This is a genomic window from Alkalihalobacillus deserti (genome assembly GCF_020734105.1).
Taxonomy (GTDB): Bacteria; Bacillota; Bacilli; order Bacillales; family Bacillaceae_D; genus Halalkalibacter; species Halalkalibacter deserti.
In genome coordinates, this window is sequence record NZ_JAJAFR010000004.1 from 104,937 (window position 1) to 131,306 (window position 26,370).

At 37.9% G+C, this 26,370-nt stretch carries 31 protein-coding genes; 23 read left to right on the forward strand and 8 right to left on the reverse strand.

What is annotated here, in order from left to right; genetic code table 11:
• Positions 1 to 37: 37 nt before the first annotated feature.
• From LDX58_RS09415 to LDX58_RS09430, 4 genes are all read left to right on the forward strand, one after another.
• Positions 38 to 1,180, forward strand: a complete 1,143-nt coding sequence (locus LDX58_RS09415) for a cysteine desulfurase family protein (RefSeq protein ID WP_227936584.1) — start codon at positions 38 to 40, stop codon at positions 1,178 to 1,180.
• Entirely contained in the window at positions 1,177 to 2,379 is a 1,203-nt protein-coding gene (thiI, locus tag LDX58_RS09420) for a tRNA uracil 4-sulfurtransferase ThiI (protein ID WP_227936585.1), read from the forward strand. Before LDX58_RS09415 ends, thiI begins: the two co-directional genes overlap by 4 nt.
• A 150-nt stretch (positions 2,380 to 2,529) precedes the next feature.
• Positions 2,530 to 2,739 (forward strand): alpha/beta-type small acid-soluble spore protein, encoded by a 210-nt coding sequence (locus LDX58_RS09425; protein WP_227936586.1) that lies wholly within the window; start codon positions 2,530 to 2,532, stop codon positions 2,737 to 2,739.
• Between the two features lie 173 nt (positions 2,740 to 2,912).
• Positions 2,913 to 4,511 carry an amidohydrolase gene (locus LDX58_RS09430; RefSeq protein WP_227936587.1) on the forward strand — a complete coding sequence of 533 codons (1,599 nt, stop codon included), beginning with the start codon at positions 2,913 to 2,915 and terminating at the stop codon, positions 4,509 to 4,511.
• Positions 4,512 to 4,710: 199 nt separating this feature from the next.
• Here LDX58_RS09430 and LDX58_RS09435 read toward each other — a convergent pair whose 3' ends face one another.
• Positions 4,711 to 4,878 (reverse strand): diacylglycerol kinase catalytic domain-containing protein, encoded by a 168-nt coding sequence (locus tag LDX58_RS09435; protein ID WP_227936588.1) that lies wholly within the window; start codon positions 4,876 to 4,878, stop codon positions 4,711 to 4,713.
• A gap of 115 nt (positions 4,879 to 4,993) precedes the next feature.
• On the opposite strand from LDX58_RS09435, the gene sppA reads away from it, so the two are divergent.
• The 5 genes from sppA (at position 4,994) to tpx (ending at position 8,377) form a co-directional block, all read left to right on the forward strand.
• On the forward strand, positions 4,994 to 5,986 hold the full coding sequence (gene sppA / locus LDX58_RS09440) for a signal peptide peptidase SppA (protein ID WP_227936589.1): 993 nt from the start codon (positions 4,994 to 4,996) through the stop codon (positions 5,984 to 5,986).
• Between the two features lie 16 nt (positions 5,987 to 6,002).
• Complete coding sequence (locus LDX58_RS09445; RefSeq protein WP_227936590.1) at positions 6,003 to 6,557, forward strand: RDD family protein; 555 nt, start codon at positions 6,003 to 6,005, stop codon at positions 6,555 to 6,557.
• Positions 6,558 to 6,645: 88 nt separating this feature from the next.
• Positions 6,646 to 7,308 carry a DUF2953 domain-containing protein gene (locus LDX58_RS09450; RefSeq protein ID WP_227936591.1) on the forward strand — a complete coding sequence of 221 codons (663 nt, stop codon included), beginning with the start codon at positions 6,646 to 6,648 and terminating at the stop codon, positions 7,306 to 7,308.
• A gap of 18 nt (positions 7,309 to 7,326) precedes the next feature.
• The gene (gene ytfJ / locus LDX58_RS09455; RefSeq protein ID WP_227936592.1) at positions 7,327 to 7,782 is read left to right on the forward strand and encodes a GerW family sporulation protein; all 456 of its coding nucleotides are present in this window, start codon (positions 7,327 to 7,329) and stop codon (positions 7,780 to 7,782) included.
• A 94-nt stretch (positions 7,783 to 7,876) separates the two neighbouring features.
• Positions 7,877 to 8,377 carry a thiol peroxidase gene (gene tpx / locus LDX58_RS09460; protein WP_227936593.1) on the forward strand — a complete coding sequence of 167 codons (501 nt, stop codon included), beginning with the start codon at positions 7,877 to 7,879 and terminating at the stop codon, positions 8,375 to 8,377.
• 86 nt (positions 8,378 to 8,463) lie between these two features.
• On the opposite strand, the gene LDX58_RS09465 is transcribed toward tpx, so the two are convergent.
• Positions 8,464 to 9,453, reverse strand: a complete 990-nt coding sequence (locus tag LDX58_RS09465) for a sodium-dependent bicarbonate transport family permease (protein ID WP_227936594.1) — start codon at positions 9,451 to 9,453, stop codon at positions 8,464 to 8,466.
• 297 nt (positions 9,454 to 9,750) lie between these two features.
• On the opposite strand from LDX58_RS09465, the gene LDX58_RS09470 reads away from it, so the two are divergent.
• The 5 genes from LDX58_RS09470 (at position 9,751) to LDX58_RS09490 (ending at position 14,153) form a co-directional block, all read left to right on the forward strand.
• The gene (locus tag LDX58_RS09470) at positions 9,751 to 10,743 is read left to right on the forward strand and encodes a class I SAM-dependent methyltransferase (RefSeq protein WP_227936595.1); all 993 of its coding nucleotides are present in this window, start codon (positions 9,751 to 9,753) and stop codon (positions 10,741 to 10,743) included.
• 39 nt (positions 10,744 to 10,782) lie between these two features.
• Positions 10,783 to 10,956 (forward strand): hypothetical protein, encoded by a 174-nt coding sequence (locus LDX58_RS09475; RefSeq protein WP_227936596.1) that lies wholly within the window; start codon positions 10,783 to 10,785, stop codon positions 10,954 to 10,956.
• Between the two features lie 38 nt (positions 10,957 to 10,994).
• Positions 10,995 to 12,182, forward strand: a complete 1,188-nt coding sequence (locus LDX58_RS09480; protein WP_227936597.1) for an acetate kinase — start codon at positions 10,995 to 10,997, stop codon at positions 12,180 to 12,182.
• Positions 12,183 to 12,396: 214 nt separating this feature from the next.
• Positions 12,397 to 13,335 carry a 3'-5' exoribonuclease YhaM family protein gene (locus tag LDX58_RS09485; protein ID WP_227936598.1) on the forward strand — a complete coding sequence of 313 codons (939 nt, stop codon included), beginning with the start codon at positions 12,397 to 12,399 and terminating at the stop codon, positions 13,333 to 13,335.
• Between the two features lie 2 nt (positions 13,336 to 13,337).
• Complete coding sequence (locus tag LDX58_RS09490; protein WP_227936599.1) at positions 13,338 to 14,153, forward strand: EcsC family protein; 816 nt, start codon at positions 13,338 to 13,340, stop codon at positions 14,151 to 14,153.
• Positions 14,154 to 14,259: 106 nt separating this feature from the next.
• On the opposite strand, the gene LDX58_RS09495 is transcribed toward LDX58_RS09490, so the two are convergent.
• Positions 14,260 to 14,562: a hypothetical protein gene (locus LDX58_RS09495; RefSeq protein ID WP_227936600.1), complete on the reverse strand. Its 303-nt coding sequence runs from the start codon at positions 14,560 to 14,562 to the stop codon at positions 14,260 to 14,262.
• 238 nt (positions 14,563 to 14,800) lie between these two features.
• Here LDX58_RS09495 and LDX58_RS09500 point away from each other — a divergent pair, with 238 nt between their 5' ends.
• The 5 genes from LDX58_RS09500 (at position 14,801) to LDX58_RS09520 (ending at position 19,131) form a co-directional block, all read left to right on the forward strand.
• On the forward strand, positions 14,801 to 16,012 hold the full coding sequence (locus tag LDX58_RS09500; protein WP_227936601.1) for an argininosuccinate synthase: 1,212 nt from the start codon (positions 14,801 to 14,803) through the stop codon (positions 16,010 to 16,012).
• Positions 16,012 to 17,400, forward strand: a complete 1,389-nt coding sequence (gene argH, locus LDX58_RS09505; RefSeq protein WP_227936602.1) for an argininosuccinate lyase — start codon at positions 16,012 to 16,014, stop codon at positions 17,398 to 17,400. Before LDX58_RS09500 ends, argH begins: the two co-directional genes overlap by 1 nt.
• An 80-nt stretch (positions 17,401 to 17,480) precedes the next feature.
• Positions 17,481 to 17,633, forward strand: a complete 153-nt coding sequence (locus LDX58_RS09510; RefSeq protein WP_227936603.1) for a hypothetical protein — start codon at positions 17,481 to 17,483, stop codon at positions 17,631 to 17,633.
• Positions 17,634 to 17,863: 230 nt separating this feature from the next.
• Positions 17,864 to 18,622 (forward strand): SDR family oxidoreductase, encoded by a 759-nt coding sequence (locus LDX58_RS09515; RefSeq protein WP_227936604.1) that lies wholly within the window; start codon positions 17,864 to 17,866, stop codon positions 18,620 to 18,622.
• Positions 18,623 to 18,750: 128 nt separating this feature from the next.
• A complete protein-coding gene (locus LDX58_RS09520) occupies positions 18,751 to 19,131 on the forward strand; it encodes a hypothetical protein (protein ID WP_227936605.1) in 381 nt (126 codons plus the stop codon).
• Positions 19,132 to 19,425: 294 nt separating this feature from the next.
• Here the strand turns inward: LDX58_RS09520 and LDX58_RS09525 are convergent, their stop codons facing one another.
• Positions 19,426 to 20,547, reverse strand: a complete 1,122-nt coding sequence (locus LDX58_RS09525) for a M24 family metallopeptidase (protein WP_227936873.1) — start codon at positions 20,545 to 20,547, stop codon at positions 19,426 to 19,428.
• A gap of 136 nt (positions 20,548 to 20,683) precedes the next feature.
• On the opposite strand from LDX58_RS09525, the gene LDX58_RS09530 reads away from it, so the two are divergent.
• From LDX58_RS09530 to LDX58_RS09540, 3 genes are all read left to right on the forward strand, one after another.
• Positions 20,684 to 21,367, forward strand: a complete 684-nt coding sequence (locus LDX58_RS09530) for a metal-dependent hydrolase (protein ID WP_227936606.1) — start codon at positions 20,684 to 20,686, stop codon at positions 21,365 to 21,367.
• A 204-nt stretch (positions 21,368 to 21,571) separates the two neighbouring features.
• Positions 21,572 to 21,811, forward strand: a complete 240-nt coding sequence (locus tag LDX58_RS09535; protein WP_227936607.1) for a hypothetical protein — start codon at positions 21,572 to 21,574, stop codon at positions 21,809 to 21,811.
• Positions 21,812 to 21,911: 100 nt separating this feature from the next.
• Positions 21,912 to 23,216 carry a CBS domain-containing protein gene (locus tag LDX58_RS09540; protein WP_227936608.1) on the forward strand — a complete coding sequence of 435 codons (1,305 nt, stop codon included), beginning with the start codon at positions 21,912 to 21,914 and terminating at the stop codon, positions 23,214 to 23,216.
• Positions 23,217 to 23,455: 239 nt separating this feature from the next.
• Here LDX58_RS09540 and LDX58_RS09545 read toward each other — a convergent pair whose 3' ends face one another.
• Positions 23,456 to 23,740 carry a YtpI family protein gene (locus tag LDX58_RS09545; RefSeq protein ID WP_227936609.1) on the reverse strand — a complete coding sequence of 95 codons (285 nt, stop codon included), beginning with the start codon at positions 23,738 to 23,740 and terminating at the stop codon, positions 23,456 to 23,458.
• A 216-nt stretch (positions 23,741 to 23,956) separates the two neighbouring features.
• On the opposite strand from LDX58_RS09545, the gene LDX58_RS09550 reads away from it, so the two are divergent.
• Positions 23,957 to 24,886, forward strand: a complete 930-nt coding sequence (locus LDX58_RS09550; protein ID WP_227936610.1) for a DHH family phosphoesterase — start codon at positions 23,957 to 23,959, stop codon at positions 24,884 to 24,886.
• Positions 24,887 to 24,952: 66 nt separating this feature from the next.
• On the opposite strand, the gene LDX58_RS09555 is transcribed toward LDX58_RS09550, so the two are convergent.
• From LDX58_RS09555 to ytrH, 3 genes are all read right to left on the reverse strand, one after another.
• Positions 24,953 to 25,156 carry a YtzJ family protein gene (locus LDX58_RS09555; RefSeq protein WP_227936611.1) on the reverse strand — a complete coding sequence of 68 codons (204 nt, stop codon included), beginning with the start codon at positions 25,154 to 25,156 and terminating at the stop codon, positions 24,953 to 24,955.
• 98 nt (positions 25,157 to 25,254) lie between these two features.
• Positions 25,255 to 25,758 carry a sporulation membrane protein YtrI gene (ytrI, locus tag LDX58_RS09560; RefSeq protein ID WP_227936612.1) on the reverse strand — a complete coding sequence of 168 codons (504 nt, stop codon included), beginning with the start codon at positions 25,756 to 25,758 and terminating at the stop codon, positions 25,255 to 25,257.
• Positions 25,755 to 26,090: a sporulation membrane protein YtrH gene (gene ytrH, locus LDX58_RS09565; RefSeq protein WP_289623483.1), complete on the reverse strand. Its 336-nt coding sequence runs from the start codon at positions 26,088 to 26,090 to the stop codon at positions 25,755 to 25,757. Before ytrH ends, ytrI begins: the two co-directional genes overlap by 4 nt.
• Between the last annotated feature and the right edge of the window lie 280 nt (positions 26,091 to 26,370).

The following is a 26,370-nucleotide window of genomic DNA, read 5'->3' on the forward strand; positions in this document are numbered from 1 at the left end:
ATATATGAATGCAAAGAGTTCGAGTGGGGGGATAAAAATGATTTATTTAGACAATAGTGCAACCACAAAACCATATAAAGAAGTGGTTGACGTATACGCAGCTGTTGCATCCAATTTTTTTGGAAACCCATCGTCTCTACACTCTCTTGGGATGAAGGCAGAGGGGCTAATGACAGAATCGAGAAATCGCATAGCGGATTTACTTAATGTTAAAGGTATAGAGATTATTTTCACTTCTGGTGGGACAGAAGGTAATAATATAGCTATAAAAGGAGCAGCTCGTGCAAAACAAAAACGAGGTAAGCACCTTATTACCACTCAGGTTGAACATGCCTCTGTTGAAGAAGCATTTGGCCAGCTTGAACAAGAGGGATATGAAGTATCTTATCTACCGGTAGATCAGTTCGGTAGAGTGAGTACCGAGCAAGTTGAAGCAGAAATTCGCTCCGATACTACGCTCATCTCCATCATACATGTTAATAATGAGACCGGAACGATTCAACCAATAGAAGAAATCGGCAAGATGTTAAACCGCTATCCGCAAATTTACTTTCATGTTGATCATGTTCAAGGAATTTCAAAGGTACCGTTAAATTTCAGGCAATCACGAATTGACCTTTGTACATGTTCAGCTCATAAGTTTCATGGAATGAAGGGAAATGGCATTTTGTTTGTGAGAGAAGGAATTCAAGTTGAATCCTTATTTCAGGGCGGTGATCAAGAAAATGGATTACGAGCAGGAACCGAAAACGTTGCTGGAATCGTTGGGATGGCAAAGGCATTACGAATGACGAAGGAACAAGAAAATAATATTAACTATCTTGTTACGCTTAAAGAGCAGTTTATCAGTCAATTACAAAATGTTGAGGGTGTTTGGATAAACAGTCCAGCCGAGTTTTCTGCTCCTCACATTGTGAATTTTTCAATTCCTGGTACGAAACCAGAAGTCATCGTCCAATCATTAACAGCGAAAGAGATCTATGTATCTACGAAATCTGCTTGTTCATCTAAATTATCAGCCCCAAGTCGGGTGTTATTAGCAATGGGGTTCACGAATGATCGGGCGAGTTCTGGAATTCGTGTTAGTTTGTCTTTTGATACGACTGCAGAAGAAATTAATCAGTTAATTACTGAATTAGAAATTATTATTCCTGAATTATTGGAGGTCGTTCACACATGATCTATGATCATATTTTAATCAGGTTTGGAGAGCTTGCTTTAAAAGGGAAGAACCGCTCTGTTTTTGAAAAACGTTTGTTAGAAAACATTAAAATGAGCTTAAAGTCGGTTCCTAATTTACAGATAAAGCGAACGTTTGGAAGAATTATGATTGAATTAAATGGAGAAAATCATGAACCTGTAGTGGGGAAATTAAAAGATATTTTTGGAATTCATTCATTTAGTTTAGCGTTTAAAGTAGAAAATGAATTAGAAGCGATGCAAAAAGGTGCCTTGAAAGTCCTTCGTAGTTATGAGAACGCCAACACATTTAAAATAACAGCAAGAAGAGCCTATAAGCCTTTCCCTCTTGATACGATGCAGTTAAATCGCGAAGTAGGTGGTTATGTTTTAGAGAATACACCAGGGGTTACCGTTGACGTTCATAATCCTGATGTAGATATTCGCGTTGAAGTACGTGAAACAGCCACATATATAACTTCCGCTTCTTATCAAGGAGCAGGTGGATTACCGGTTGGAACAAGTGGGAAGGTATTATTATTATTATCAGGCGGGATAGATAGTCCGGTTGCTGGGTATTTGACAATGAAACGTGGAGCTAAAATTGAAGCTGTTCACTTCCATAGCCCCCCATATACAAATGAACGAGCTAAACAGAAGGTTATCGATCTCGCCAAAACGTTAACTAAATTTGGTAATAGCGTTGTCCTACATTTAGTTCCATTTACTGACGTTCAAAAGCATATACATTCAGAAATACCAAGTAATATGCAAATGACGATTATGAGAAGAATCATGTTGCGAATTAGTGAAAGAATTGCTCTAGACCGGGGAATTTTAGCTTTAGGCACTGGAGAAAGTCTTGGTCAAGTAGCAAGTCAAACGCTCCATAGTATGAACACCATTAATGAAGTAACGAACTTGCCAATCATTCGTCCATTAGTTACAATGGACAAGTTAGAAGTCATTAAAATTGCCCAAAAGATTGATACGTACGAAACATCGATTCTTCCTTTTGAAGATTGCTGTACGATTTTTCTGCCGCCAGATTCAAAAACAAGACCGAAACGTGAACATGCGAATAAGTACGAACAATATCTTGAAATGGATAAATATATAGATGATGCCGTAGCACGAACAGAAAAAATGGTTCTTACAAGTAGTGCACCAGTTAATAAAGAGGTAGATAATCTTTTTTAACCAATATTTTATATGGTAAAATACATTTCAGAACTGATGTGAAGGATTTTTCCGAAGCTTACTCTAGGATTCTCAACAATTACCAGTAAACTTAGTGCATGTTTTTCTCTCTAAAAACTCATTCTATGAGTACAGAAGGAGGTGATTAACATGGCAAATAACAACAACAACAATTCAAATCAACTTCTTGTACCTGGTGTACAACAAGCTTTAGATCAAATGAAGTATGAAATTGCTTCTGAATTTGGTGTTCAACTTGGTGCTGATGCAACTTCTCGTGCTAACGGATCAGTTGGTGGAGAAATCACTAAGCGTTTAGTACAAATGGCTGAACAACAAATGGGTGGTACCCAACAATAATTGTATATGATGGCTGTAAGGAGGGTGATTTGTCACCCTCCTTTTTGATGCGCTGAGACTATTATGATTCGTTTTCCTTTATTTGATACATACATTCTTTAAATATTAGTTGCATGTTTTTCATTAATCTGGGACGATATCAAGAAGTTATTTATAATCAAGGAGGAAGCGGTATGGGAACACTTTGGTTTAATGGATCCTTTTTTACGATGCAGACTGTAAACGAAACAGTTGAGGCAGTATTCGTAGAAAACGGAATCATAAAAGGGACTGGAAAAAAAGAAACATTGGAAAAGAAATTTGCCCAAGCTATCACGGAACGACAGGATATGAACCAATTATTTATTTACCCAGGTTTTGTAGATAGCCATTTACATATGATTAAACATGGGGAGAAATTAATCCAATTGGACTTATCGAATGTTCAAACTGCTGAAGAAATGAAAACGCACCTAGTTCAAGCAGCTGCTAAGACTAATGGAAAGGATTGGATTTTTGGAGAAGGTTGGAATGAGAATAACTTTCCAGATAGAAAGATTTTTCATATACAAGAGTTAGATGACATTTCTCAAGATCGGCCTATGTTTTTAACAAGAATCTGTCGCCATGCAGCGCTTGTTAACAGTAAAGCGCTTGCTCTTGCTGGAGTTACAAGGGACACTGAAGATCCAGAAGGTGGGGTGATCGTTCGAGATAATTCTGGTGAACCAACAGGTTATTTACTTGATACAGCAGCAGAGTTAGTTAGGGGAATCATGCCTAAGGTTTCAGATGAATATGTAGAACGAGCGCTAAAAGTAGCAGTTGATGATTTATTTCGAGTCGGTTTAGTTGGCGGTCATACGGAGGATTTACATTATTATGGTGGATTTAAACAAACGTTTGATCAGTTTCGTAAAGTCATTGATGGAAAAGAGAGAAAGTTTAGAGCTCATCTTCTCGTTCACCATGAAGCCGTTGCTGAAATGGAAGAAGGGGGTTATGAAAAAGGAGAGGTCACACCTTTTCTTGAACTTGGTGCTGTGAAAATTTTCGCAGACGGCGCGCTAGGTGGAAGAACGGCTTATTTAAGCAAACCTTACACAGATGACCCTTCGACTTCAGGTGTAGCCATACATACAGAAGCAAGTTTGCAACAGCTTGTAAAAGATGCACGAGAGAAAAATAGACCTGTTGCCATTCATACAATTGGTAATGGAGCTCTTGAAATGACTTTAACAGCTTTAGAACGTTATCCGCTAAGCGAGGGAAGAGATCGTTTGATTCATGTTCAAGTAACTGATCAGTCATTGATTGAAAGAATGAAAAAGCTACCAGTGACTCTAGACTTACAACCTAGATTTGTTGCATCCGACTTCCCTTGGGTAATGGAAAGATTAGGAGAAGAAAGGATTCAATTCTCTTTCGCTTGGAAAACCTTACTACAAGCTGGTTTACATTGTGCGGGTGGTTCAGATGCGCCAATTGAGCCGGTTGATCCTTTGCTTGGAATTCATGCGGCTATTACAAGAAAAAAAGTCGGTGAAGATCATCAAGGTTACGTTCCAGAACAAAAATTAACTCCATTTGAAGCAGTACAGCTTTTCACAAGTGGAAGTGCATATGCGATAGAAAAAGAGCATGAGCGAGGAAAAATTAAAGAGGGATTTAAAGCTGATTTTACCGTTCTCGATAAAAACTTATTTGCAGTTGATCCTGATGAGATTATAAAGACAAATGTAGAAATGACAATAGTCGATAATTCAATTATGTATAGAAAAAGTGGTGAATAAATAAAAGGCCCAAAAGGGGGAAGTACGTCTCCTTTTGAGCCTTTTATAATCTTATTATGGCAAGTGAAGGTCAGTAAGACTACCGCATTTAATTGGATTAAATAGAAAACAGGCTTAAAAGATGCAGCGGCTTCACTCATTGCTGATTTTCCAAAAGGAGAAAACCATCCCTTTTATAATAATCTCTATAAGAGCTTGTTTAAAAACCAGTTTTTCTTGTTGCTTGAAGGAACGTATTGTCTCCACCAATACTAGCGATGATGTTCTTTTCATCTATGTTAAAAACAAGTTGGAATCCATTTTGTTCTGCAAGTTCCTTTAATGGTTGTACTCGTTTTTTGATTTCTTCTGTACGTTTGTAAAACAAATAAAGATTATTTCGTATCGGCCCATCCTTTCAAGAAAATGTCCATAACTCTTGTTATATGGTATCATAACCAATGGTTGGGAAAAGAACCAGAAATGAAGTTGGAGGGTAAGGTATGAGTCGTAAACGATGGTTAGCCTTAATTGCAGTTGCGATGATTTTTGTTGTTTCTGTCATTGTGAACTTAGCAACATCTAATGTATTTACTAATGCCAATTCTTTATTAGATCCTACTAGCAACCAATGGACGCAAGAAATAATAGACCCTGGAGAGGAAATGGGTAGCTCCATCGTCGTCTTAGAATTAAATGGAGTTATTCAAGACACCGGTGATGGTGGATTATTCCAGACAACAGGTTATAGGCATGAAATGTTCCTTTCACAAATTGAACATGCTGCAAAGGATCCGAATGTGGAAGGAATCATATTAAGGATTAATACCCCTGGTGGTGGCGTCGTAGAGAGTGCCGAAATTCATGAGAAGATCGTAAAGGCACAAATGGAATATGATAAGCCAATTTACGTTTCAATGGGGAATACAGCTGCTTCTGGTGGATATTATATAGCTGCCCCTGCTGATAAGATTGTCGCTACTCCTCAAACCATTACTGGGTCAATTGGGGTTATTATGGAATCGATAAATGTCGCTGAACTCGCAGAAAATTACGGGGTTAAAATCAATACAATTAAAAGTGGCCCCTATAAAGATATTATGTCTACAACAAGAGAAATGACAGAGGAAGAGCGAGCTATTCTTCAATCAATCATTGATGAATCATATGATGAATTTGTGCGAATCATTGCAGAAGGGCGTAACATGACAGAAGAGCAAGTTCGCTCGATAGGAGATGGGCGAATTTACACAGGGAAACAAGCTCTAGAACTTGACTTGATTGATGAATTGGGAGGCTTGGACGACACCATTACAATGATGAGAGAACTTGTGGGTCATTACGATGCCGTCAAATACGAGGCCCATATAGGTTTTCCACAGTTTTTTTCGATGTCTGTGCAACAGTTAATAAAAGGGGATGAACAGTTAGCAAGCCTTGAACGTATATTATCAACCCACCGTTCACCGACTTTAAAGTATATGTTTACAGATTAAGGAAGGAGGAAGCACTGTGAGTGAAGTATTGGAGCAAAGAAAAAGAGTCGTCAATAGCCGACTGAGAAATCGTGTAAAAAAAACACAGATTGCTGATGCATCTAACGCTTTACCTGTATCAGAAGAAGTGTTTTCTCCGACTTTTTATTATGCAGGCTTTTGGATGAGACTTTGGGCATTTTTATTAGATTTGATTACCGTTTTCTCCTTGAATTTACTGCTGGTTTCACCATTAGTACGTTTAACCAATATAAATGGGCTTCTATCATTAGGTCGATACAGTTTTGAAACCTTTTTAGGAGCGGTTGTTTTTTTCTTGTATTTTGCTATTATGACAAAACTTAATGGGCAAACAATTGGGAAGATGGTAATGGGTATTAGAGTAATTTCTGCAAACGATGATGAATTAAAATGGACACAGATTGTTTTTCGTGAAGGAATAGGACGCTTTTTGCATCAGGCATTTTTTCTTTTATATGCGATTTATGTCATGGTTGCTTTCACAGAAAAGAAGCAAGGACTGCATGATGTCATTGCTGATACATTTGTCATTTACGACCGACTTGAATAACCAAGTATAAACCTACCAATATTGGTAGGTTTATTTCGTATGAAAACGGAGAAACTAGTTATAATCGATATTGTAAAGGGAGAAATGTATGGTTTGGACAATAGTAATAGTTGGATTAATTCTACTTTTTATTGTTATAGCAATTACAAAAGTAAAAATAAATTGTCAATATCGACATAATCAAGATGATGACTTACTAGAGGTTATCGTCACGATTTGGAAAATAAAAGTTTATACTTTTTCTGCTCCAATTATCAAAATTGACTCTGATTCAGCCACAATACTTGTAGAAGAAGAACAGGAAATAGCTGGTGTGCAATCAAAGAAAAAATTACCAATTACACCTGAACTTATTTTAGGAAAATTAAGATGGTTGAGAGACTTTATAGATCATGTAATCGGTTTGCATAAAATTGTTAGACGCTTTCTAAAAAAAGTAAGTGTCAACAAGTTCACATGGCATACCGATATTGGAGTTGGGGATGCAGCTTATACGGCACAATTAGCTGGTGCAGTTTGGACATTAAAAGGAAGCATCATCGGCATGATTGGTAATACTATGAGAATAAAATTAATGCCGAAACTATCGATCACTCCTCAATTTCAAGCAGTTGTATCTCATACATATTTTTCATGCATATTTTCTTTCAGAATAGGACATGCTATCGTTGCAGGTCTAATGCTACTCAGGCATTGGAAAAGAAGACCGAAGTTTGAAAGACCAAGTTCTTCGGTTCAAAAAAATATGTAGTCCAAGGAGGAAACGATTATGACAGACCATCCTATTCAGGGATTAATGAAGACAGCAATGGAAAATTTAAAGGAAATGGTCGATGTAAACACAATCGTTGGTGACCCAGTAGAAACACCTGACGGAAGTGTGATTATGCCAGTATCTAAGGTTGGCTTTGGTTTCGCAGCTGGTGGTAGTGAATTTGTTGTTGAACAACAACGTCAAGGTGATGAAGCACACGTTCACCCATTTGGTGGAGGTAGTGGTGGCGGGGTTTCTATTACGCCAATCGCATTTTTAGTTGTAAACAGTGAAGGTGTTAAGATGGTGCACTTAGATAGCAATACTCACTTATATGAAAAATTACTTGATTTTGCTCCACAAGTTGTTGAAAAGATTCAGCAAATGTTGTCTAATAGCGGTGGATCCTCAACACAAGCTACTACACCAACAAATACAACACCAACACCTAATAATCAACCACCACTATAAAAGAATGGGGCCTCCCCATTCTTTTTTTTGGCATAAATTCACAAATTAATGTAAGATGGTGTATGTACATACTATATTATAGGAGGAATTATAAATGGCAACGATTACGTTTAAAAACAATCCAGTAACATTGCTTGGTTCAGAAGTAAAGGTAGGGGAAAAAGCGCCTAATTTTACCGTTCTTGCAAATGATTTATCGGCCGTAACGTTAGATGATACAAAAGGGAAAGTTCGTTTAATTAGTGTTGTTCCTTCGATTGATACTGGAGTTTGCGATCAACAAACTCGCCGTTTTAATGAAGAAGCAGCTACACTTTCTAATGTGGAAGTGCTGACGGTAAGTGTCGATTTACCATTTGCTCAAAAGCGTTGGTGCGCTGCTGCTGGGATCGAAAACGTTCAAACGGTTTCTGATCATCGTGACCTTTCTTTTGGAGAAGCATTCGGAGTGGCGATTAAAGAACTTCGTCTCCTTGCTCGTGCTGTGTTTGTCATTGATTCTAACGATGTGGTTACCTATGCTGAATATGTATCAGAAGCAACCAACCATCCGAACTATGAAGCAGCGATTGAAGCGGCAAAAGCAGCAAAATAAATGATTTGACTCTATAGGTGCAAGACAAAACCACGGAATCCATTTTGTTTGGCTCCGTGGTTTTTTTTATGGAATGTTTCAATTAGTTAATAGTAAAGAGTAGCAATCCAGTAATAATAGGGAATGCCCAAAATTAAATTAAACGGTAAAGTTAAACCAAGTGCCGAACCTAAATAAATACCAGAATTTGCTTTTGGTATGGCTTGAGCAATGGCGGCAGGAGCTGCAATGTAAGATGCGCTACCAGTTAACACTGCTAGAATAAAAGCACCCCCAAGAGATAAACCAATAAACTGCCCGATAAAGATTCCTAAGCTGCCTCCAATCAATGGTAGAATAAACGCAAATAGAAAAGAAAACGGTGTTAACTTTTCTATTTGCTTAAGACTTTGAGTGGCAATCATACCCATATGTAATAGGAAGATACATAATATACCATAAAATAAATCTCCGAACAGTGGTTTGATTAATAACAATCCATCAGCATGAGCAACAAAACCAATGAAAATCCCACCGAGTAATAAGAAAATACTTTTTCCAAAAAAAGCTTCCTTCACTACATGCTTCAAACTAGCATTTGGATTATTAGTTTTTTCTCCTTGTTTTTGAATATAAAATTTATAGAGAATAATCGCCAGAATTATTGCAGGACCTTCCATGATGACAAGGATGGCAGACATATAAGATTCGTAAGTGATCTCGATTTTATCTAGAAACGCTAGTCCAGCAATGAATGTAACGGCACTTACCGATCCATAATGAGCAGAAATAGCCCAGGACTCTTCAATGGAAAACTTCCATAATTTACAGACGAGAAAATAAGTAATAAAAAGCATGGCTAAACTTAAGAAAACAGCTGCAAATATAGCAGGAAGCATTTCTAGAAGAGAAACATTTCTAAGCTCGACTCCACCCTTTATTCCGATTGTGAAAAGGATAATCATTGTATAACCAGTATAAAAAGCAGTCGGGACCTTTAAATCAGAGTTAACAAGAACAGCGATGATTCCAATCAAAAAAAACAAAACCATCGGAGACAATAAATTGGCATAAGCAATTTCAAATATTTGTTGCATTCAACCACCTCTTTAGTTTTGTTATTTGCGGTATAACCGATTAATAACAGTGTTGTCGACAAAAGGCCATTTTAGTCTTTAAGTGTGTGAGACTGTATAGTTTTTCTCTTTCAGTGTAGATATTCAGATTTAAACTGTTTGGTAGGCATGATTAAGGACGTTACAGGCGATACTGCTATAGAATAGGGATACATTGGCAGAGTTTATAATAAAACAAAATACTAGTTGTTCAAGTAGCTATTCAGCTCTTGATTTGCTACAATGTTGGGATGTACTACTTAGGAGAGGGGAAGAGGCATGACAATAACAAAGACAGAAGCCTTATTTACATACTTAGATGAAACGGCCCATTTCTTAGAGGAACATTGGTCGGTTACTTATTTAGAAGGTGTTGCTGAGGCTGGCGAAAACTTATTTCGAGAAGAATTGTGCCAAACGTTAACTTTAGAACAAGCCAATATGCTTAATGAAAAGCTAGATTTCATAAGAAAGGAAGGTTTTACAGCTGAAGAAATTCGTAAATCCTTTCAATTAGTCGTTTTAAAAGGAATGAAAGGTGCAGTTCAACCTCATCATTCTATGACGCCTGATGCCGTTTGTTTATTTATTAGCTACTTAGTGAATAAAGTAGTTGGACAGCAAAAAGAACATATGAGCCTTCTAGACTTAGCTGCTGGATCAGGCAATTTAATTTCGGCTCTATTAAACCACGCTACATCTCCCCTTCAGGCTAGTGGCTTTGAGGTAGATGAGACGTTATTAAAATTGGCTTTTGTAAGTGCGAACTTACAAAAGCATGAGCTTCAGCTTTTTCACCAAGATAGTGTGGAATCGATCGCTCTTCCAGAAGTAGATCTTGTTGTAACTGATTTACCGGTTGGATATTACCCTAAAGATGAGATAGCAAAAACATATGAGTTAGCAACAACAGCGGGTCATTCCTTTATCCACCATCTAATGATTGAACAGGCTATAAAAAAGACGAAAGCTGGAGGTTTTCTTTTTTTCGTTGTTCCCAACTTCTTATTTGAAAGCGATCAAGCTAAACGATTACACGACTATATAAAAAAAGAAGCGAATATCCTCGGGTTATTACAACTACCAAAAAGCATGTTCAAATCGCAGCAAGTAGGTAAAAGTATCTTCATGCTACAGAAAAAGGGAGAAGAGACTATCATACCCAAACAAGCACTCCTTGCAGAATTACCTTCTTTCACCAAAAAGGACGCCCTTGCGGACATGATGCAACAAATTAATAAATGGTTTGAAACAGAATTACGCATACTATAAACAAGAATTTAAACTTGGCTGTTAAGGTCAAGTTTTTTTTTGAGAGCTGGAAAATCCAGTGAGTATGCTGGTGTTCAGTTTCTTATTGGTAAGCAAAACGAATGTTCTAAAGCAATTTCATTTCTGAAAATAGTGAATATGGGCGAAAATGATCGAATCTCAGCGAATAAACTTGAAATGGTTGAATCAGGGTGCTTAAATGAAAGAGGATAAAAACGTAGAAAAGCGTAAGAAGGAGCTGTATTTAAAGAATGGCAAGAATCATCGCAATTAATGCAGGTAGTTCATCATTAAAATTTCAATTATTAAATATGCCAGAGGAGACAGTAGTAACAAAAGGTCTTGTTGAGCGCATTGGCTTAGGAGATGGCGTATTTACGATTGAAGTTGACGGTGAAAAGAATAAAGAAATTTTAGATATTCCTGATCACGCAGTTGCAGTGAAAACGTTATTTGAAAAGCTAACGGGACTTGGAATCATTCAATCGCTAGAAGAAATAGATGGAATTGGCCATCGTGTTGTTCATGGAGGAGAAAAATTTAGTGACTCTGTTCTAATTACAGATGAAGTATTAACAGGTATTGAAGAAGTTTCTGAGCTTGCCCCATTACATAACCCTGCGAACGTAGTAGGGATTAAAGCATTTAAAGAAGTTTTACCCAATGTTCCAGCTGTAGCGGTATTTGACACAGCGTTTCATCAAACGATGCCAGAGTCATCTTTTTTATACAGTTTGCCATATGAGTATTATGAGGATTTTGGTGTTCGCAAGTATGGTTTCCATGGTACTTCTCATAAATATGTTTCAGAGCGTGCTGCAGTATTATTAGGTCGCCCTCTTGAGCAATTGCGTTTGCTTTCTTGTCATCTAGGGAATGGGGCGAGCATTGCAGCAATTGAAGGCGGTAAATCAATTGATACATCAATGGGCTTTACCCCTCTTGCAGGTGTAACAATGGGGACGCGTTCTGGTAATATTGATCCAGCGTTAATTCCTTATATTATGGAGAAGACTGGTCAAGATGCTTATGAAGTGCTCGATACGTTAAACAAGCGTAGCGGACTTTTAGGGGTATCTGGATTCTCTAGTGACCTTCGTGATATTGAAGGAGAAGCAGCCGCTGGAAACGAACGTGCCGAACTCGCTTTAGAAGTGTTCACTTCAAGAATTCATAAATATGTAGGTTCATACGCGGCACGTATGAGTGGAGTAGATGCAATTATTTTCACGGCTGGAATTGGTGAGAATAGTGATGTTATTCGTGAACGTGTTTTAAAAGGACTTGAATTCATGGGCGTTTATTGGGATCCAGCTTTAAATAAGGTTCGTGGAAAAGAAGCTTTTATTAACTATCCACATTCGCCGGTTAAAGTTTTAATCATACCGACCAACGAAGAAGTTATGATTGCGCGCGATACAGTGCGATTATCTGAATAATAATAACCTCGAACAAGCCCGCTATAAATCACTCATAGCGGGCTTTCATAGGTATAATTTATACTTGCATCATTACTTTGAAATATACAGGGAATGAAGGAGCGCTAAGGCTGTAGTTTCTCTTTCTTTACTTTTGTTTAAAGAGGGCGTTATCATAAGACTGAAAACTTTCTCTGTCGCATAGAATGTAGACAAGCGAATGGGGGGATTGTTGGTGGTTCAATGGCAAGAGGGAGAGACGATAACAGATTTTTTTCTAATCAAAGAACGTGAAATTAAGCAAGCATCTAATGGTAGCGAATATGCAAATCTTACGATAGAGCGCAACTTACATGTTATGCTGGCGCGATTATGGGATATTACTATAGAACAAAAGCAACAATTTTTACGAAAGTCGATTGTTAAAGTAGAGGGTACGGTCATAACCTATCGTGGACAGTTGCAATTAAATATAAATCGCATCCGTTTAGCTACAGAAGAAGACGAAGTAAAAGTCTCAGAGTTAATTTCGAGAGAAGGAGTTCAAAGAGAAGCGCTTTGGCATGAGTTACGACTTATGATGGAAGAAGTACAATCAAAAACGCTTAGATCTATTATAAAATCTCTTTTTAGCGAAAAGACTATTAGAGAGCGATTAACGACCATTCCAGCTTCTAAAAACTATCATCATACTTATTACGCAGGATTGCTTGATCATATCGTTCATGTGACAGGGTGTGCGTTACAATTGCTTCCGCTTTACCCTCACGTCAATAGAGATGTTGTTCTATCAACTTGTTTATTACATGATCTAGGAAAGACAGAGCTATTTACAGAAGCTGTAGCCCCTGACTATACGACAGCTGGGGAATTCATAGGGCATATTACTCTCGGACTTGAACTCCTCAATGACGCTGCAAAAGAAGCAGGGATTCCAAGGAGTAATGTTGAATTATTGAGAGTAAAGCATTGTATAGCAAGTCAGTTTGGAAGTGTTAGCGAAGGGTTCGGAAGTACGGTATCACCCAAAACGGCAGAAGCAATCTTTTTCCACCATATTAAGCAGATGAATACGATGCTACATGCTTTGGAAATGGTTCAGGAACGTTCTAACGAAGACTGGACGTACTCGCCTATGTTTAAGAGGAAAATGTATACGAATAAAGAGGGATAATGATGAATCAAAGATGGAATGAAGTTAAGGAATGGGAAGAAACGTTTTTCACCTATGATGCTACAGATCTTACTGGTACTTATAACAAATGGAATGAACGATTATTTAATCAATTAGGAAATAAGCGTAAGCAAAAGTGGTTAGAAAAAATGGACTCATGCTTAATCCATTTGCATGCATGGCTACAACATAGCCGGTCTTATGAGGAAACGAAAAAAAGAGTCATTTCGCATGCACGTATGTTCGATCCTCATATGACAACAATTGAAGAGTTGCAAAATCTTCCACTTGAACAATTGGATTATTTAGCCGAACAGTTAATGGCTAAACAACGGCTCTTTGCTTTAGGACAAGGAGGTTTAACAGGAATGGGAGGGGCATTCTTGTTACTAGCCGATTTACCTGCTCTTGCTGTTATTCAACTGCGATCCTTACAGCAATTAGCCTTAGTGTACGGATATGATGTAAGACGACCAATTGAAATGGTCAATTTATTAAAGCTTTTCTATGTCGCAACAGCTCCTAAATCCTATCAATTAATAGAATGGGAGAAGTTAGTTCAAGAAGTGGAGCAACAAGACCACGATCATGTTTTTTATCAAGGTGACGACGCTATCTTTCAAGAATCTAGTTTAGCGCAATTAATGAATCAACTGGCAAAAAGCTTTGTCATTACGATGCTTAGAAAAAAGATGATTCAAGGAGTCCCGCTCGTAGGAATGGCGGTTGGTGCGGGAATGAACTACCGCTTCTCTCAACAAGTTATTGAAATTGGACAACGCTTTTATCAAAAAAGAAGGTTATTAGAAGACATGTAACCAAATAAGAGGCTGTTGGGAAATTTCTCCGACAGCCTTTTTGCAGTTTAAGCACATACTCTTCGATTGATTTAAGAAAAACAGGCAACAATACAAGCATGTAAACTTATGTTGTCAAAGAAGGGGTTAAACGAAACCATATCCACAAGTCATTTATAGCTGATGCAAGCTCAGCCATTTCTAAATTTAATTCGCATGAACGCTCGAAATCCTCTTCTCGAGTTAACTGTTCATGAACCGTTTCAATTTCTTCTTCAATCTCTTTTATACGATCTGGAATGGTCCCTCTAATCGATTCCCATTTGGCTAAGATCTGTTCTTGACTTTTTTCGTTTAATTCTTTCCAAGAACCATGCAAACTAGGAAGCGAAAGGCAGAGACGTGAATCATAAATAAACTCTACACTCATTTGTATTCACCTCATTTAGATCATAACGAATGTTCTAGAAAAATGGAATGAAAAACAACTAAAAAAAGAAAAAAATTACTTGCCAAAACCAAGCACCCCTGTTAAAGTAATGAATATTAATAAGAATTGTATTTGGTTTTATGCAAATTGGTGCGAGTAATCGAAGCACTCATTTTTTTGAATAAGGATGTATAAAAATAATATTTGTAGTATTAATATTCATTGGAGGTTATGAGAGATGAGCAAAGAAAAAGTAGTATTAGCATATTCAGGTGGTTTAGATACTTCAGTCGCAATTAAATGGTTAGCAGATAAAGGTTATGATGTTATTGCAGTCGGGTTGGATGTAGGAGAAGGTAAAGATTTAGACTTCGTTAAACAAAAAGCTTTAGATGTGGGTGCCATTGAATCACATTCGATTGACGCGAAAAAAGAGTTCGCTCTAGATTTTGTTTTACCTGCATTGCAAGCACATACAATGTATGAAGAAAAATATCCACTAGTTTCAGCACTTTCTCGTCCACTTATCTCAAAGAAGTTAGTGGAAATTGCTGAACAAACAGGAGCGAGCGCAGTAGCTCACGGATGTACGGGAAAAGGGAACGATCAAGTACGTTTTGAAGTGTCAATTCAAGCGTTAAATCCTAATTTGAAAGTGTTGGCTCCAGTTCGTGAGTGGGGCTGGTCACGTGATGAAGAGATTGCTTACGCAGAAGCTAATAATATTCCAATTCCAATAGATTTGGATAATCCGTATTCAGTTGATCAAAACTTATGGGGACGTGCAAACGAGTGTGGAATTCTTGAAGATCCATGGGCAACTCCGCCAGAAGGTGCTTATGAGTTAACTGCATCGATTGAGAACACGCCAGATCAAGCTGAGTATGTGGAAATTGGGTTTGAGCAAGGAGTTCCGGTTACATTAAACGGTAAGTCTTATCAACTAGATCAATTGATCCTTGAATTAAATCAAATTGCTGGTAAACATGGCGTTGGTCGTATTGACCATGTAGAAAATCGTCTTGTTGGAATTAAGTCTCGTGAAGTGTATGAGTGTCCAGGTGCGATGACGTTAATTAAAGCACATAAAGAACTTGAAGATATTACTTTGACAAAAGAAGTAGCTCATTTTAAACCAGTTATTTCAAAGAAACTATCTGAAGTGATTTACGACGGGTTATGGTTCTCACCTATTACAAAAGCGTTACAAGCGTTCTTAACAGAAACGCAAAAAACAGTAACGGGAGTCGTTCGTGTGAAATTATTCAAAGGTCACGCGATCGTTGAGGGACGTAAATCACCGTATTCACTTTATAATGAGAAACTTGCGACGTATTCAACAGATGATGAATTTGATCACAGTGCAGCAGTTGGTTTTATCTCTCTATGGGGATTATCAACAAAAGTCAACAGCATGGTGAACAAAGAGAAGAAGGAGGTCACTCAATAGTGTCTAAGCTTTGGGGGGGACGTTTTACAAAGACAGCTGAGGAGTGGGTCGATGCATTCGGTGCATCGATCGGCTTTGATCAGGCGCTTGTCGATGAAGACATAGAGGGAAGTCTTGCACATGTTACGATGCTTGGCAAGTGTGGCATTCTTCCAGCAGAAGAGGTTGAGCAAATTAAATCAGGCTTGAATATTCTTCGTGAGAAAGCGAAAAAAGGAGAGCTTGAGTTCTCTGTTTCAGAAGAAGATATTCATTTAAATCTTGAGAAAATGCTCATCGATGAAATTGGACCAGTAGGTGGAAAGTTACACACAGGGCGCAGTCGTAATGACCAAGTTGCAACGGATATGCATCTTTATTTACGCAATAATACGAAAGAAATTATGTCTGCAGTGAAAAAGCTACAAGAGGCATTGTATAATCAAGCAACGAATCATGTAGAAACGTTAATTCCTGGCTATACTCATCTTCAGCGTGCACAGCCTGTTTCATTTGCCCATCATTTGCTTGCTTATTTCTGGATGTTAGAGCGTGATTTTGGTCGATATGAAGATAGCTTAAAGCGTTTAAATATTTCTCCTCTAGGAGCTGGAGCGTTAGCTGGTACAACTTTTCCAATTGACCGCGCTTATGCAGCTGAGCTATTAGGGTTTGATGATATTTATAACAATAGTCTTGATGCTGTTAGCGATCGCGACTTCATTGTTGAATTTTTAAGTGCGTCTTCTATTTTAATGATGCATCTTTCTCGCCTATGCGAAGAACTGATTCTTTGGTCTACACAAGAATTTCAATTTATTGAAATGGATGATACATTTGCAACAGGTAGCAGCATTATGCCGCAAAAAAAGAATCCGGATATGGCGGAGTTAATTCGTGGTAAAACAGGTCGTGTCTACGGCAACCTTTTCTCCCTTTTAACAACATTGAAAGGCTTACCTTTAGCGTACAACAAAGATATGCAAGAGGATAAGGAAGGGATGTTTGACACTGTTGAAACCGTAAAAGGTTCTTTAAATATTTTTGCTGGTATGATTGAGACGATGACAGTCAATACTGATACGATGGAAAAAGCCGTACACCAAGACTTCTCAAATGCGACAGAGCTTGCTGACTATTTAGCAACAAAAGGAATGCCTTTCCGTCAGGCTCATGAAGTAGTTGGAAAGCTAGTACTCGTTGCCATTCAAAAAGGTGTTTTTTTACTTGACTTACCTTTCTCTGACTATAAAGAAGCTAGTGAGTTATTTGAAGAGAATATTTACGATGTCTTACATCCGAAGACGGTTGTCGCTCGCCGAAATAGTGCTGGGGGAACAGGATTCGATCAAGTAAAAATCGCTTTAGATAAAGCCGAGAAATGCTTGGTTGTTTCAAGTGAAGCTTAATTTATTCTCCACATAATACATTTGTTTGTGCCAATACTAACTAAGTAAATAATTTTCTTAGAAGGGGAGGCACGCCTTTGATGAAAGAACATAAGTTATCGAATGCAACGTATGATGCGGATGGTGAAATGACGGTACATCAACAAGTGATGGATTCCTATAATCATGGTACACATGATGAACAGAGACATCAGGATGAAATGGATCATCAATACGAGAAAACGAAATATTAAAAACAGAGATTGACTTTATAAGTGATATAGTGGCTTTAATCAGCAGCTTAGATCATTTTTAAGTCAGTCTCTTTTTTTTACTATCAGATAAAAACATAGTATGATCTAATAAGAATGTATAAAGGGAATGTTTTCCTCTTTACGAATACAGGCAAAGCATTAAGTATAGCTTCTGCCTCAGCTTTTTTGAACACGCTTTTAAAGAAAGAATAGGGTTAGGAGGGGAATTCATGCGTCATGCCTTCATTACAGCGGGAACAAAGGGACTGGGACTTCAAGTAACGGAAGCACTTCTAGTAAATGGATACTCTGTTACAGTTACCTTTAGAAGTGATGAAGAAGCTGTGAAAAAATTGCAACAAAGATGGAACCAATATAAGCAGCATCTTCAATTTGTTCAAGCTGATGTGACAAAGCAGGAGGAAATTAACCGGGCAGTCGATGTTGCTTTTAATCGTTTCAATCGAATTGACCTACTCATTAATAATGCCGGACCATATGTGTTCGAGCGAAAAAAATTAGTCGATTATGAAAATGATGAATGGCACAATATGATTGAAGGAAATTTAACCGCTGTCTATCAGCTATTAAAAAAAGTGGTCCCGATTATGAGGAAGCAACATTTCGGTCGGGTTATTACATATGGATTCCAAGGAGCTAATAGCGCACCTGGGTGGATATATCGCTCTGCATATGCAGCAGCAAAAGTGGGTCTTGTGTCTTTAATGAAGACAGTATCTATAGAAGAAGCTGAATATGGGATTACAGCAAACATGGTGTGTCCGGGGAATATTCTTGGCGAGATGAAGGAAGCGACGATCGAGGAAGCAAGGCTAAATCTGGACAGTGAAACTCCAATTGGTCGATCCGGCACAGGCGAAGACATTGCTAGGGCTATTCTTTTTTTATGTGAAGAAAATGCCGACATGGTGACAGGCACCGTATTAGAAGTAACTGGTGGAGTCGATGTCATTCATCGGTATCGTTAAAGATATGTAGGTTGCTATGAGGAGTCAACCGATCATAAGTGCAATATGCGATCTATCCTTACGTATTAAGAATAAAATTAATGAATAATATACCAATTTATGTGCATGTTAAAAATGAGGTGATGTACATGAAGAAGAAGTGGTGTATGCTTCCAATCATTTTGTCCTTACTGTTGATAGTGCTAGTTAGCCCGGTAAGTGCATCTGGGACAGAGCTTATGACCCTTTTCTCTATCCGTATTACGGTTGTCGAAAATGGGGTTGAGTATGAGTGGGAATATGATAGTCCAAGTCAATATGAATACGAACAAGGGGAACGTGTGATTAAAGGGGACGAAGCAAAAGAAAAAATGGAGAACATTCTTCGGGTACTAAATTTGGATGAGCAAGAAGATGTCAATCATTATGTCCAAAGATTGAAGGAATCACAATTCCCAGAACTAGATCGTATCGACATTCGCTTTATGAATGGAGAAGGAAAGTTATATACATGGGTTTGGGAATCGTAAGTTCAGCGATCTTACGAGGATTGAATTGTCGGTGGGTTGGATTCATGCTAATTCAGAATAGATACTAGTGATCTCATTGTTTCTACTATGATTAGAATCTTACTATAGGTTTGGTTAGACGCATGATGGACACGGTCTAATGCGTCTTTTTCTTTGTTTGCATGCTATGATAACTCTTTAAGTAGGTCGTTTATTAGAATAGGTGATCACAATAAGACCACCTTTGTTCAAAGATTAAAGTTTTGAAAAATTTGGACTAATACATATAAAATCCTTGGATTGTCTATGACAGAATCATTCTTTGATGATTTGCAATTCCTTTGGATAGTTTGTTAAGCATTCATACCCTGAATTTGTAATAAGTACATCATCTTCAATTCGAACACCACCGATTTTAGGTATATAGATTCCAGGTTCGATCGTAAATGTCATTCCGACTTTTAAACGATCGGAATTCAATTCATTAAGTGATGGAAGTTCGTGAACTTCAGCTCCAAGGCCATGACCGATCCGATGTGGAAAAAAGTCCCCATAGCCGGCTGTTGTAATAATCGATCTTGCCTTACGATCTAAGTCTCCTAAAATAGTACCTTCTTGGCAGATGCTCAATGTTTCTTCTTGCGCTTTTAAAACTGTTGAATAAATTCTTTGTTGTTCTTCGCTTGGCTGGCCAAATAGAACCGTTCTTGTAATATCAGAACAATAGCCATCTAGAACGACTCCTAGATCAAACAAAACAAAATCTCCTATTTCAATCTTTTTCATGTTTGGCTTACCATGAGGGTTGGCTGATTGTTTCCCGCTTAGTACTAAAGTACCGAAGGACATTTCGACAATTCCTTTTCTCTTTAATTCATACTCAATTAATGCTAAAACGTCGATTTCTGATCGTTTACATTGCAAGGCATGAATACCGACCTCTATTCCAAAATCAGCTAGTTTAGCTGCTTCACGGAGGATGGAAATTTCCTCATCGCTTTTAATCAGTCTAAGTTCCATGAGAGCTTGGTCACAATTAATAAAGCTAAGCGTTGGTGAAAGCTGTTGTAATTGCTCGTACCTAGCTACAGAAAGGCCTTCCTTTTCTATTGCTATATTGCTACCTCTGAAAGCAAAAGAAGCCAGGCATTGAGTAATTATGTCCCAGGGGTTCTCGTGATCGCTATAACTGATAATTGGAAACTCCCAACCTACTTGTTGTACAAACGATTTTTCCATATTAGGACAAACTAAAAATGGCTCATTTTCTTGGAAAACAAAAATCGCTATTAATCGCTCATGAGGTTCACAACGAAACCCTGTTAGATAAAACAAATTAGCTTTGCCTTGGATAAAGCCAAAAGCTACATCGTTTTCTTTCAACCAATGTTTATAAGACTGTAATCGTTGTCGTACATAATGAACACTTCCTTCAATCTTTTGATTATTCTTAATTTACCATCATATGATAGAATAAGAAAGAGTAGGAGAAGAGGAGATGAATACCTTTTTCACCGAAAATGATTAAATGATATGGGAGAAGGGAAATAATTTTATTAAGGAGTCGATACTAGTGAAAATTAGCTACCATGGACATTCAGTTGTTTACATTGAAACGCAAGGAACAAAATTAATTATTGACCCATTCTTAACAGGAAACGGTCTAACGGATTTAGATCCAAGCGAAGTAAAGGTCGACGTTATTCTTTTGACTCACGGACATAATGATCATGTGGGAGATACAGTAGCATTAGCAAAAAGCAATGACGCATTAGTGATAGCGCCTTTTGAATTATCTACATACTTAAGCTGGCAAGGTGTGCGAACTCATCCGATGCATATTGGTGGCTCTCATCAATTTGATTTTGGAACGGTGAAACTTACGCAAGCCTTTCATGGTTCATCTTATACCATTGAGGAAGAACAAAAAATTGTTTATACCGGAATGCCTGCAGGATTGTTGTTTACAGCTGAAGGTAAAACCATTTTCCATGCGGGAGACACAGCTCTTTTTAGCGATATGAAATTGATTGGCGAACGAAATACGATTGATCTTGCATTTTTACCAATAGGTGATAATTTTACGATGGGACCAGAAGATGCTGCGATTGCGGCTGAATGGTTACAAGCCAAACGAGTAGTACCGATACACTACAATACATTTCCTGTCATTGAACAAGATCCAGTTGAATTTGCTGAAAATTTATCGGGTAAAAAAGGTCTTGCATTAAAAGTAGGAGAATCGATTGATTTATAATCAATATTTGACGAAAAAAACGACTTAAAACTCGCGGTCTGCGGTTGTTCTAAGTCGTTTTCTCGTTTGTTACAACAGGCTAGAGAGTACTTGATCACTTCGAACGCTATTAGAAAATGTGGCTCTACGTTAAGTCTTTAACAGGGGGCTTGGTCTTTTTTTCTCAAAAACACATATTATTAAGTATGAATCGGAGGGGTTGAAATGAGACAAAGATATTTCATGTGCTTTTTGTTGTCTGTAGCTTTGCTGATTTATGGGGTTGAGTATCTACCTTTAACGGGATGGGGGATCGATCAACTCTTTGCTTCGATATGGATTACTTTTGCAGTTTTAGTCATTTGTGGTAATGGATTACAGCTGTTATATCGAAAAAATGAAGAAGTACGGAGAACTGTATCTATAGGAAAGAAAGAGCAAGTGCGAACAAAGTTAAGAAGTTAAGAAGGAGAGCCTTGATAGTCGCTTCTTTCACACGTATAATATTTATTAATACAGGTAAAGAATTTCGGTAGAACAGCCGAGTGAAAGTGTGGTGGCTATCATGGCTACAAAGCATGAGCAGATCATTGAATATATTACAAATTTAGCTGTTGGAGAGAAAATATCAGTACGTTCAATTGCGAAGGCACTTACAGTAAGTGAAGGAACAGCTTATAGAGCAATTAAAGAAGCGGAAAACCAAGGTTTAGTTAGTACCATTGAACGTGTAGGGACGATTCGAATTGAAAAGAAAAAGAAAGATAATATTGAAAAGCTTACATATGCAGAAGTCGTAAATATTGTCGATGGACAAGTCCTAGGTGGGCGGGAAGGCCTTCATAAAACATTAAATCGTTTCGTCATTGGTGCAATGAAACTAGATGCGATGATGAGGTATGTAGAAGCAGGCAATTTACTTATCGTAGGAAACCGCGATCAAGTTCATAAAGTCGGCCTTGAAGCAGGGGCGGCAGTCCTAATCACAGGGGGCTTTGATACGAGTGATGAGGCAAAAGCGCTTGCTGATGAATTAGAGTTACCAATTATTTCGACAAGCTATGATACATTTACCGTGGCGGCGATGATTAACCGGGCCATTTATGATCAATTGATTAAAAAGGAAATCGTCCTTGTCGATGATGTGTTAATTCCATTCCAAGATACGTATTATATGACCACTCAAAATACGGTCGAGAAATGGCATGACCTAAATGAAAAAACAGGGCATAGTCGTTATCCTGTTATTGATCAAAATTTGAAAATCAAGGGCATGGTTGCAGCAAAAGATGTGCTAGGAGCGACGAAACAAACACCGATTGAAAAGGTGATGACAGGTAACCCCATTACCGTAAATGAACGGACATCTGTAGCGGCAGCTGCCCATGTAATGGTTTGGGAAGGAATTGAACTCTTGCCTGTAATTGATAGTCAAAGAAAGCTTCTCGGTGTAATTAGTCGACAAGATGTTCTCAAGGCTCTGCAAATGGTTCAACGCCAGCCCCATATCGGTGAGACTATTGAGGATATTGTCACAAGTCGTATACGTGATGTCTCGACGGAAGAATTAATTTTTGAGTGTGAAGTGACTCCGCAGATGACAAATCAATTAGGAACAATATCATATGGAGTGCTTACAACCTTAGTGACAGAAGTTGGGCGAAGGGTGTTACGAAAATTTAAAAAGGGTGATTTAGTTGTAGAAAATATTACTCTTTACTTTATTAAGCCTGTTCAAATTGACAGCATTATGACGATCCGACCGAAAATTCTTGAAAGCGGAAGAAGAAACGGTAAGATTGATGTTGAACTCTATCACGGCGACGATATTGTCGGCAAAGCGTTAATGATGGTGCAATTGATTGATTAAACTAGTAACCCCCTAAGTAAAGGGGAGGCCACTGAAAAAGTCCGATTTAGCAGATTCGAGGAAGCAGCAATGGCTCCACACGTTGCGCACCTGCTATGAGAAACCCCACTCATAGCAGGCTTTAAAACAAAGCAACGGTTCCGCTCATTGCTAAAAGGGCACAGAAAAAGGTGGAAATCGTACCTTTTTCTGTGCCCTTGTAATGGGTTTGCTCATTGCTTAGGGAGGTTGCTTTAGTGTTATTGATCTAATTGTCCAATATAATGACGGGACGCACGAAAACCATAGATAACATTGGCTAGACCAAGTATCGCAAAAATAGTTCCAACTACAAAATCTATTGTACTTCTAGGGTGTATGAGCAGATTTGCACCGAATGCTGTAAGAAAGAAGCCAAGAGCAAAGGTCGACTTAGTCTGGTAAATTCGTTTTAATAACGATTCCGAAGCACGCCAAAATTTAAATTTGTTATACATAAAGAAAACGGCTGAAATCACAATAATAATCGTTAGTAGTTTGTCCATAAAAAAATGACCCTCCTATTTTAAAATAATTTACATGCAAATTAGTGAACTCTAGCAAGGGAAATTTCGTCGCCACTGTAATGGTTCTTTGTAACAGACGTACCTAGTGAGTATGCTATTGCATGATCCTTTTCAAATGCGTTATAGTAGCAATTGTATATTGATCGCGGTGATTTTGCCAGTGGAGGATCCGTGAACAAACAGGAGAGTGAGAAAATGATTGAAGACATTCAAGTTAAAATAAAAGAATTTAAGACGATTATCATTCATAGACATGAACGACCTGATCCAGATGCGTTAGGGTCGCAGTTGGGATTAGCCCGTGTTATTAAAGAAAGATTTCCAGAAAAGAAAGTGTTTGTAGTAGGAGAAGAAGAGCCGTCATTAGCTTTTTTAGGTGAAATGGATCAAGTTTCAGATCGTGAATATGAACAGGCTCTGGTTATTGTCTGTGATACAGCTAATACCGAAAGAGTTGATGACAAACGCTTTAACCAAGGAATGTGTTTAATAAAGATTGATCATCATCCGAATGAAGAGCCTTATGGTGACATTGTGTGGGTTGATCCTTCTTATAGTTCGACAAGTGAAATGATCGTTGAATTTTTAGTTCAAGGCGAGAAAAATGGCTACAATCTAAGCTCTGAATCTGCCTTGCTTTTATATGCTGGTATAGTGGGTGATACCGGTCGTTTCAGGTATAATAACACAACAGCCGAAACGCTAAGAAGAACGAGCTTACTTGTTAAACAAACATTTGACCAAACTGCTTTTTATTCCAATTTACATAAGAAAGATTTAAAGATGACACGTTTGCAAGGTTATGTCTTGCAACATTTTTTGATAGTTGGACAAGTGGGTGTCATGCGTTTAACTGCAGAGGTTTTAAGACAGTTTCAAGTGACTTCGAATGAATCGTCACAGCTTGTTAATACATTTTCTGATGTCGAAGGATTAAAAGCTTGGGTGTTCTTTGTTGAGGATGAGGACCGAATCCGCGTTAGGCTTCGTTCGAAAGGACCAATTATTAACGGCATAGCAGCCGAACATCATGGTGGGGGGCATCCAATGGCGGCTGGTGCGACGGCCTATTCGTGGGATGAAACCGAAGAGATCGTATCAAAGTTAATAATGATTTGCCAATAAGAAGTAAAAGAGGGAATTGAAGAGAGCATAGACGCAGTCATTCAATCCCCCTTTTAAAGGGTTTTATCATTTTTTAGCTGGAATAAACCAAGATCCAACCTCTGTAATATCTTCGTGGACGGCAATGCCATCTTGCTCTAGCTCCTTACGAATGATCTCAACTACTTCTTTTGATTCAGCAAACGCCGATAACCCATTTTTGATTTTTTCAACCTTTTTTAATGCCATTTCTTTACGATTAATCACCATTTCTTTTCCGGTTAAATCCATATTTAAACCCTCCTATTTGAGTGGATACACATTGATTATACAGTAAAATCAGCTAGTCAGAAACCGACAACTAAAAAAGTTCAGAAAATTGTGAATGATTAACTTGATGGTATAACTTCTACATGAAGTTCAAGCGTCGTATATAGGAAGATATCTTTAATGTCAAGTTGATAGCGCTTATCTTCAACAGGAAACACTTTATTCTCTATCGTACTAATCATTAACTCCTTCATATTCGCAATCGTTTCGAGGTCTTTTCTCTTAATGTATTGTAATTCATTTAAAACTTGTTGCTTTAGGTCTAATAGGGTAAGTTGGTTCAGCCTAATCTTATTGTTATTAATAAAATGGATTTCAATTTCCTGCAGAGTCAGTTTTTTTTGATTTTCTTTATTCAACTTCGTTTGTTCACTTACTAGTATTTTAATATTTTTTTCAAGGTCTGTAATTGTAGCTTCTTGTTCAGAGATTCGAACAATTAACCCTTCGTAAACTTGTCCGTATTGATAAATGAAAAAGAACCAACCAATGAAAACTCCCAGTATGATCCCAGCAAAAAAACGTTGAACGGTACGTCGTTGAAAAAAGGGAGGGATCCTCATGAAGGTAACGACTCCCCAACGATCCATTGGATAAAGACGGTACCCGAATGTGCTCCACACAAAGCAGCCAAGATCATAAATCCTGTTTTAAAAATATCATCATGTGTACCGTAAAAAAGTCCCCGCTCAATATTCGTAATCGCATCAAAAGTTCCCCCAATCGCTGCGACAATCGCCCATATTTTTAAGCTACCTGCTAAATCATGCATGGCCGATAATGGCGGTTTCCCTATTAAAAAGGCTCCGATCCCGCCAATAATAGCTCCACCAATGATGACACCAAAGGCAACAAAGAAATCAATTATGAGTGTAGCAAGAAGTTCACGAGTCAACATATGGTTTCACCTTTCTTTCCTATTAGTGTATAGACAAAAAGCGGTTAGCATTTTTTGAGATTTAAAGGCCCGAGCTCTAGTTTGCCTTCTATGAATGGGCGATTTCACCGGGGAGGACACCTAGGAAAGGGAAGTTTTCAATAAAACGAAAGATCAACTTTTACTTCCTCTAATGCTTATCCATACTATATATAAGACAAGAAGCCAGAAATTATGACTAGAAACATAAACTCCTTAGGCACTCACATGTTCAACTAAGGCAAATATGTACTATACT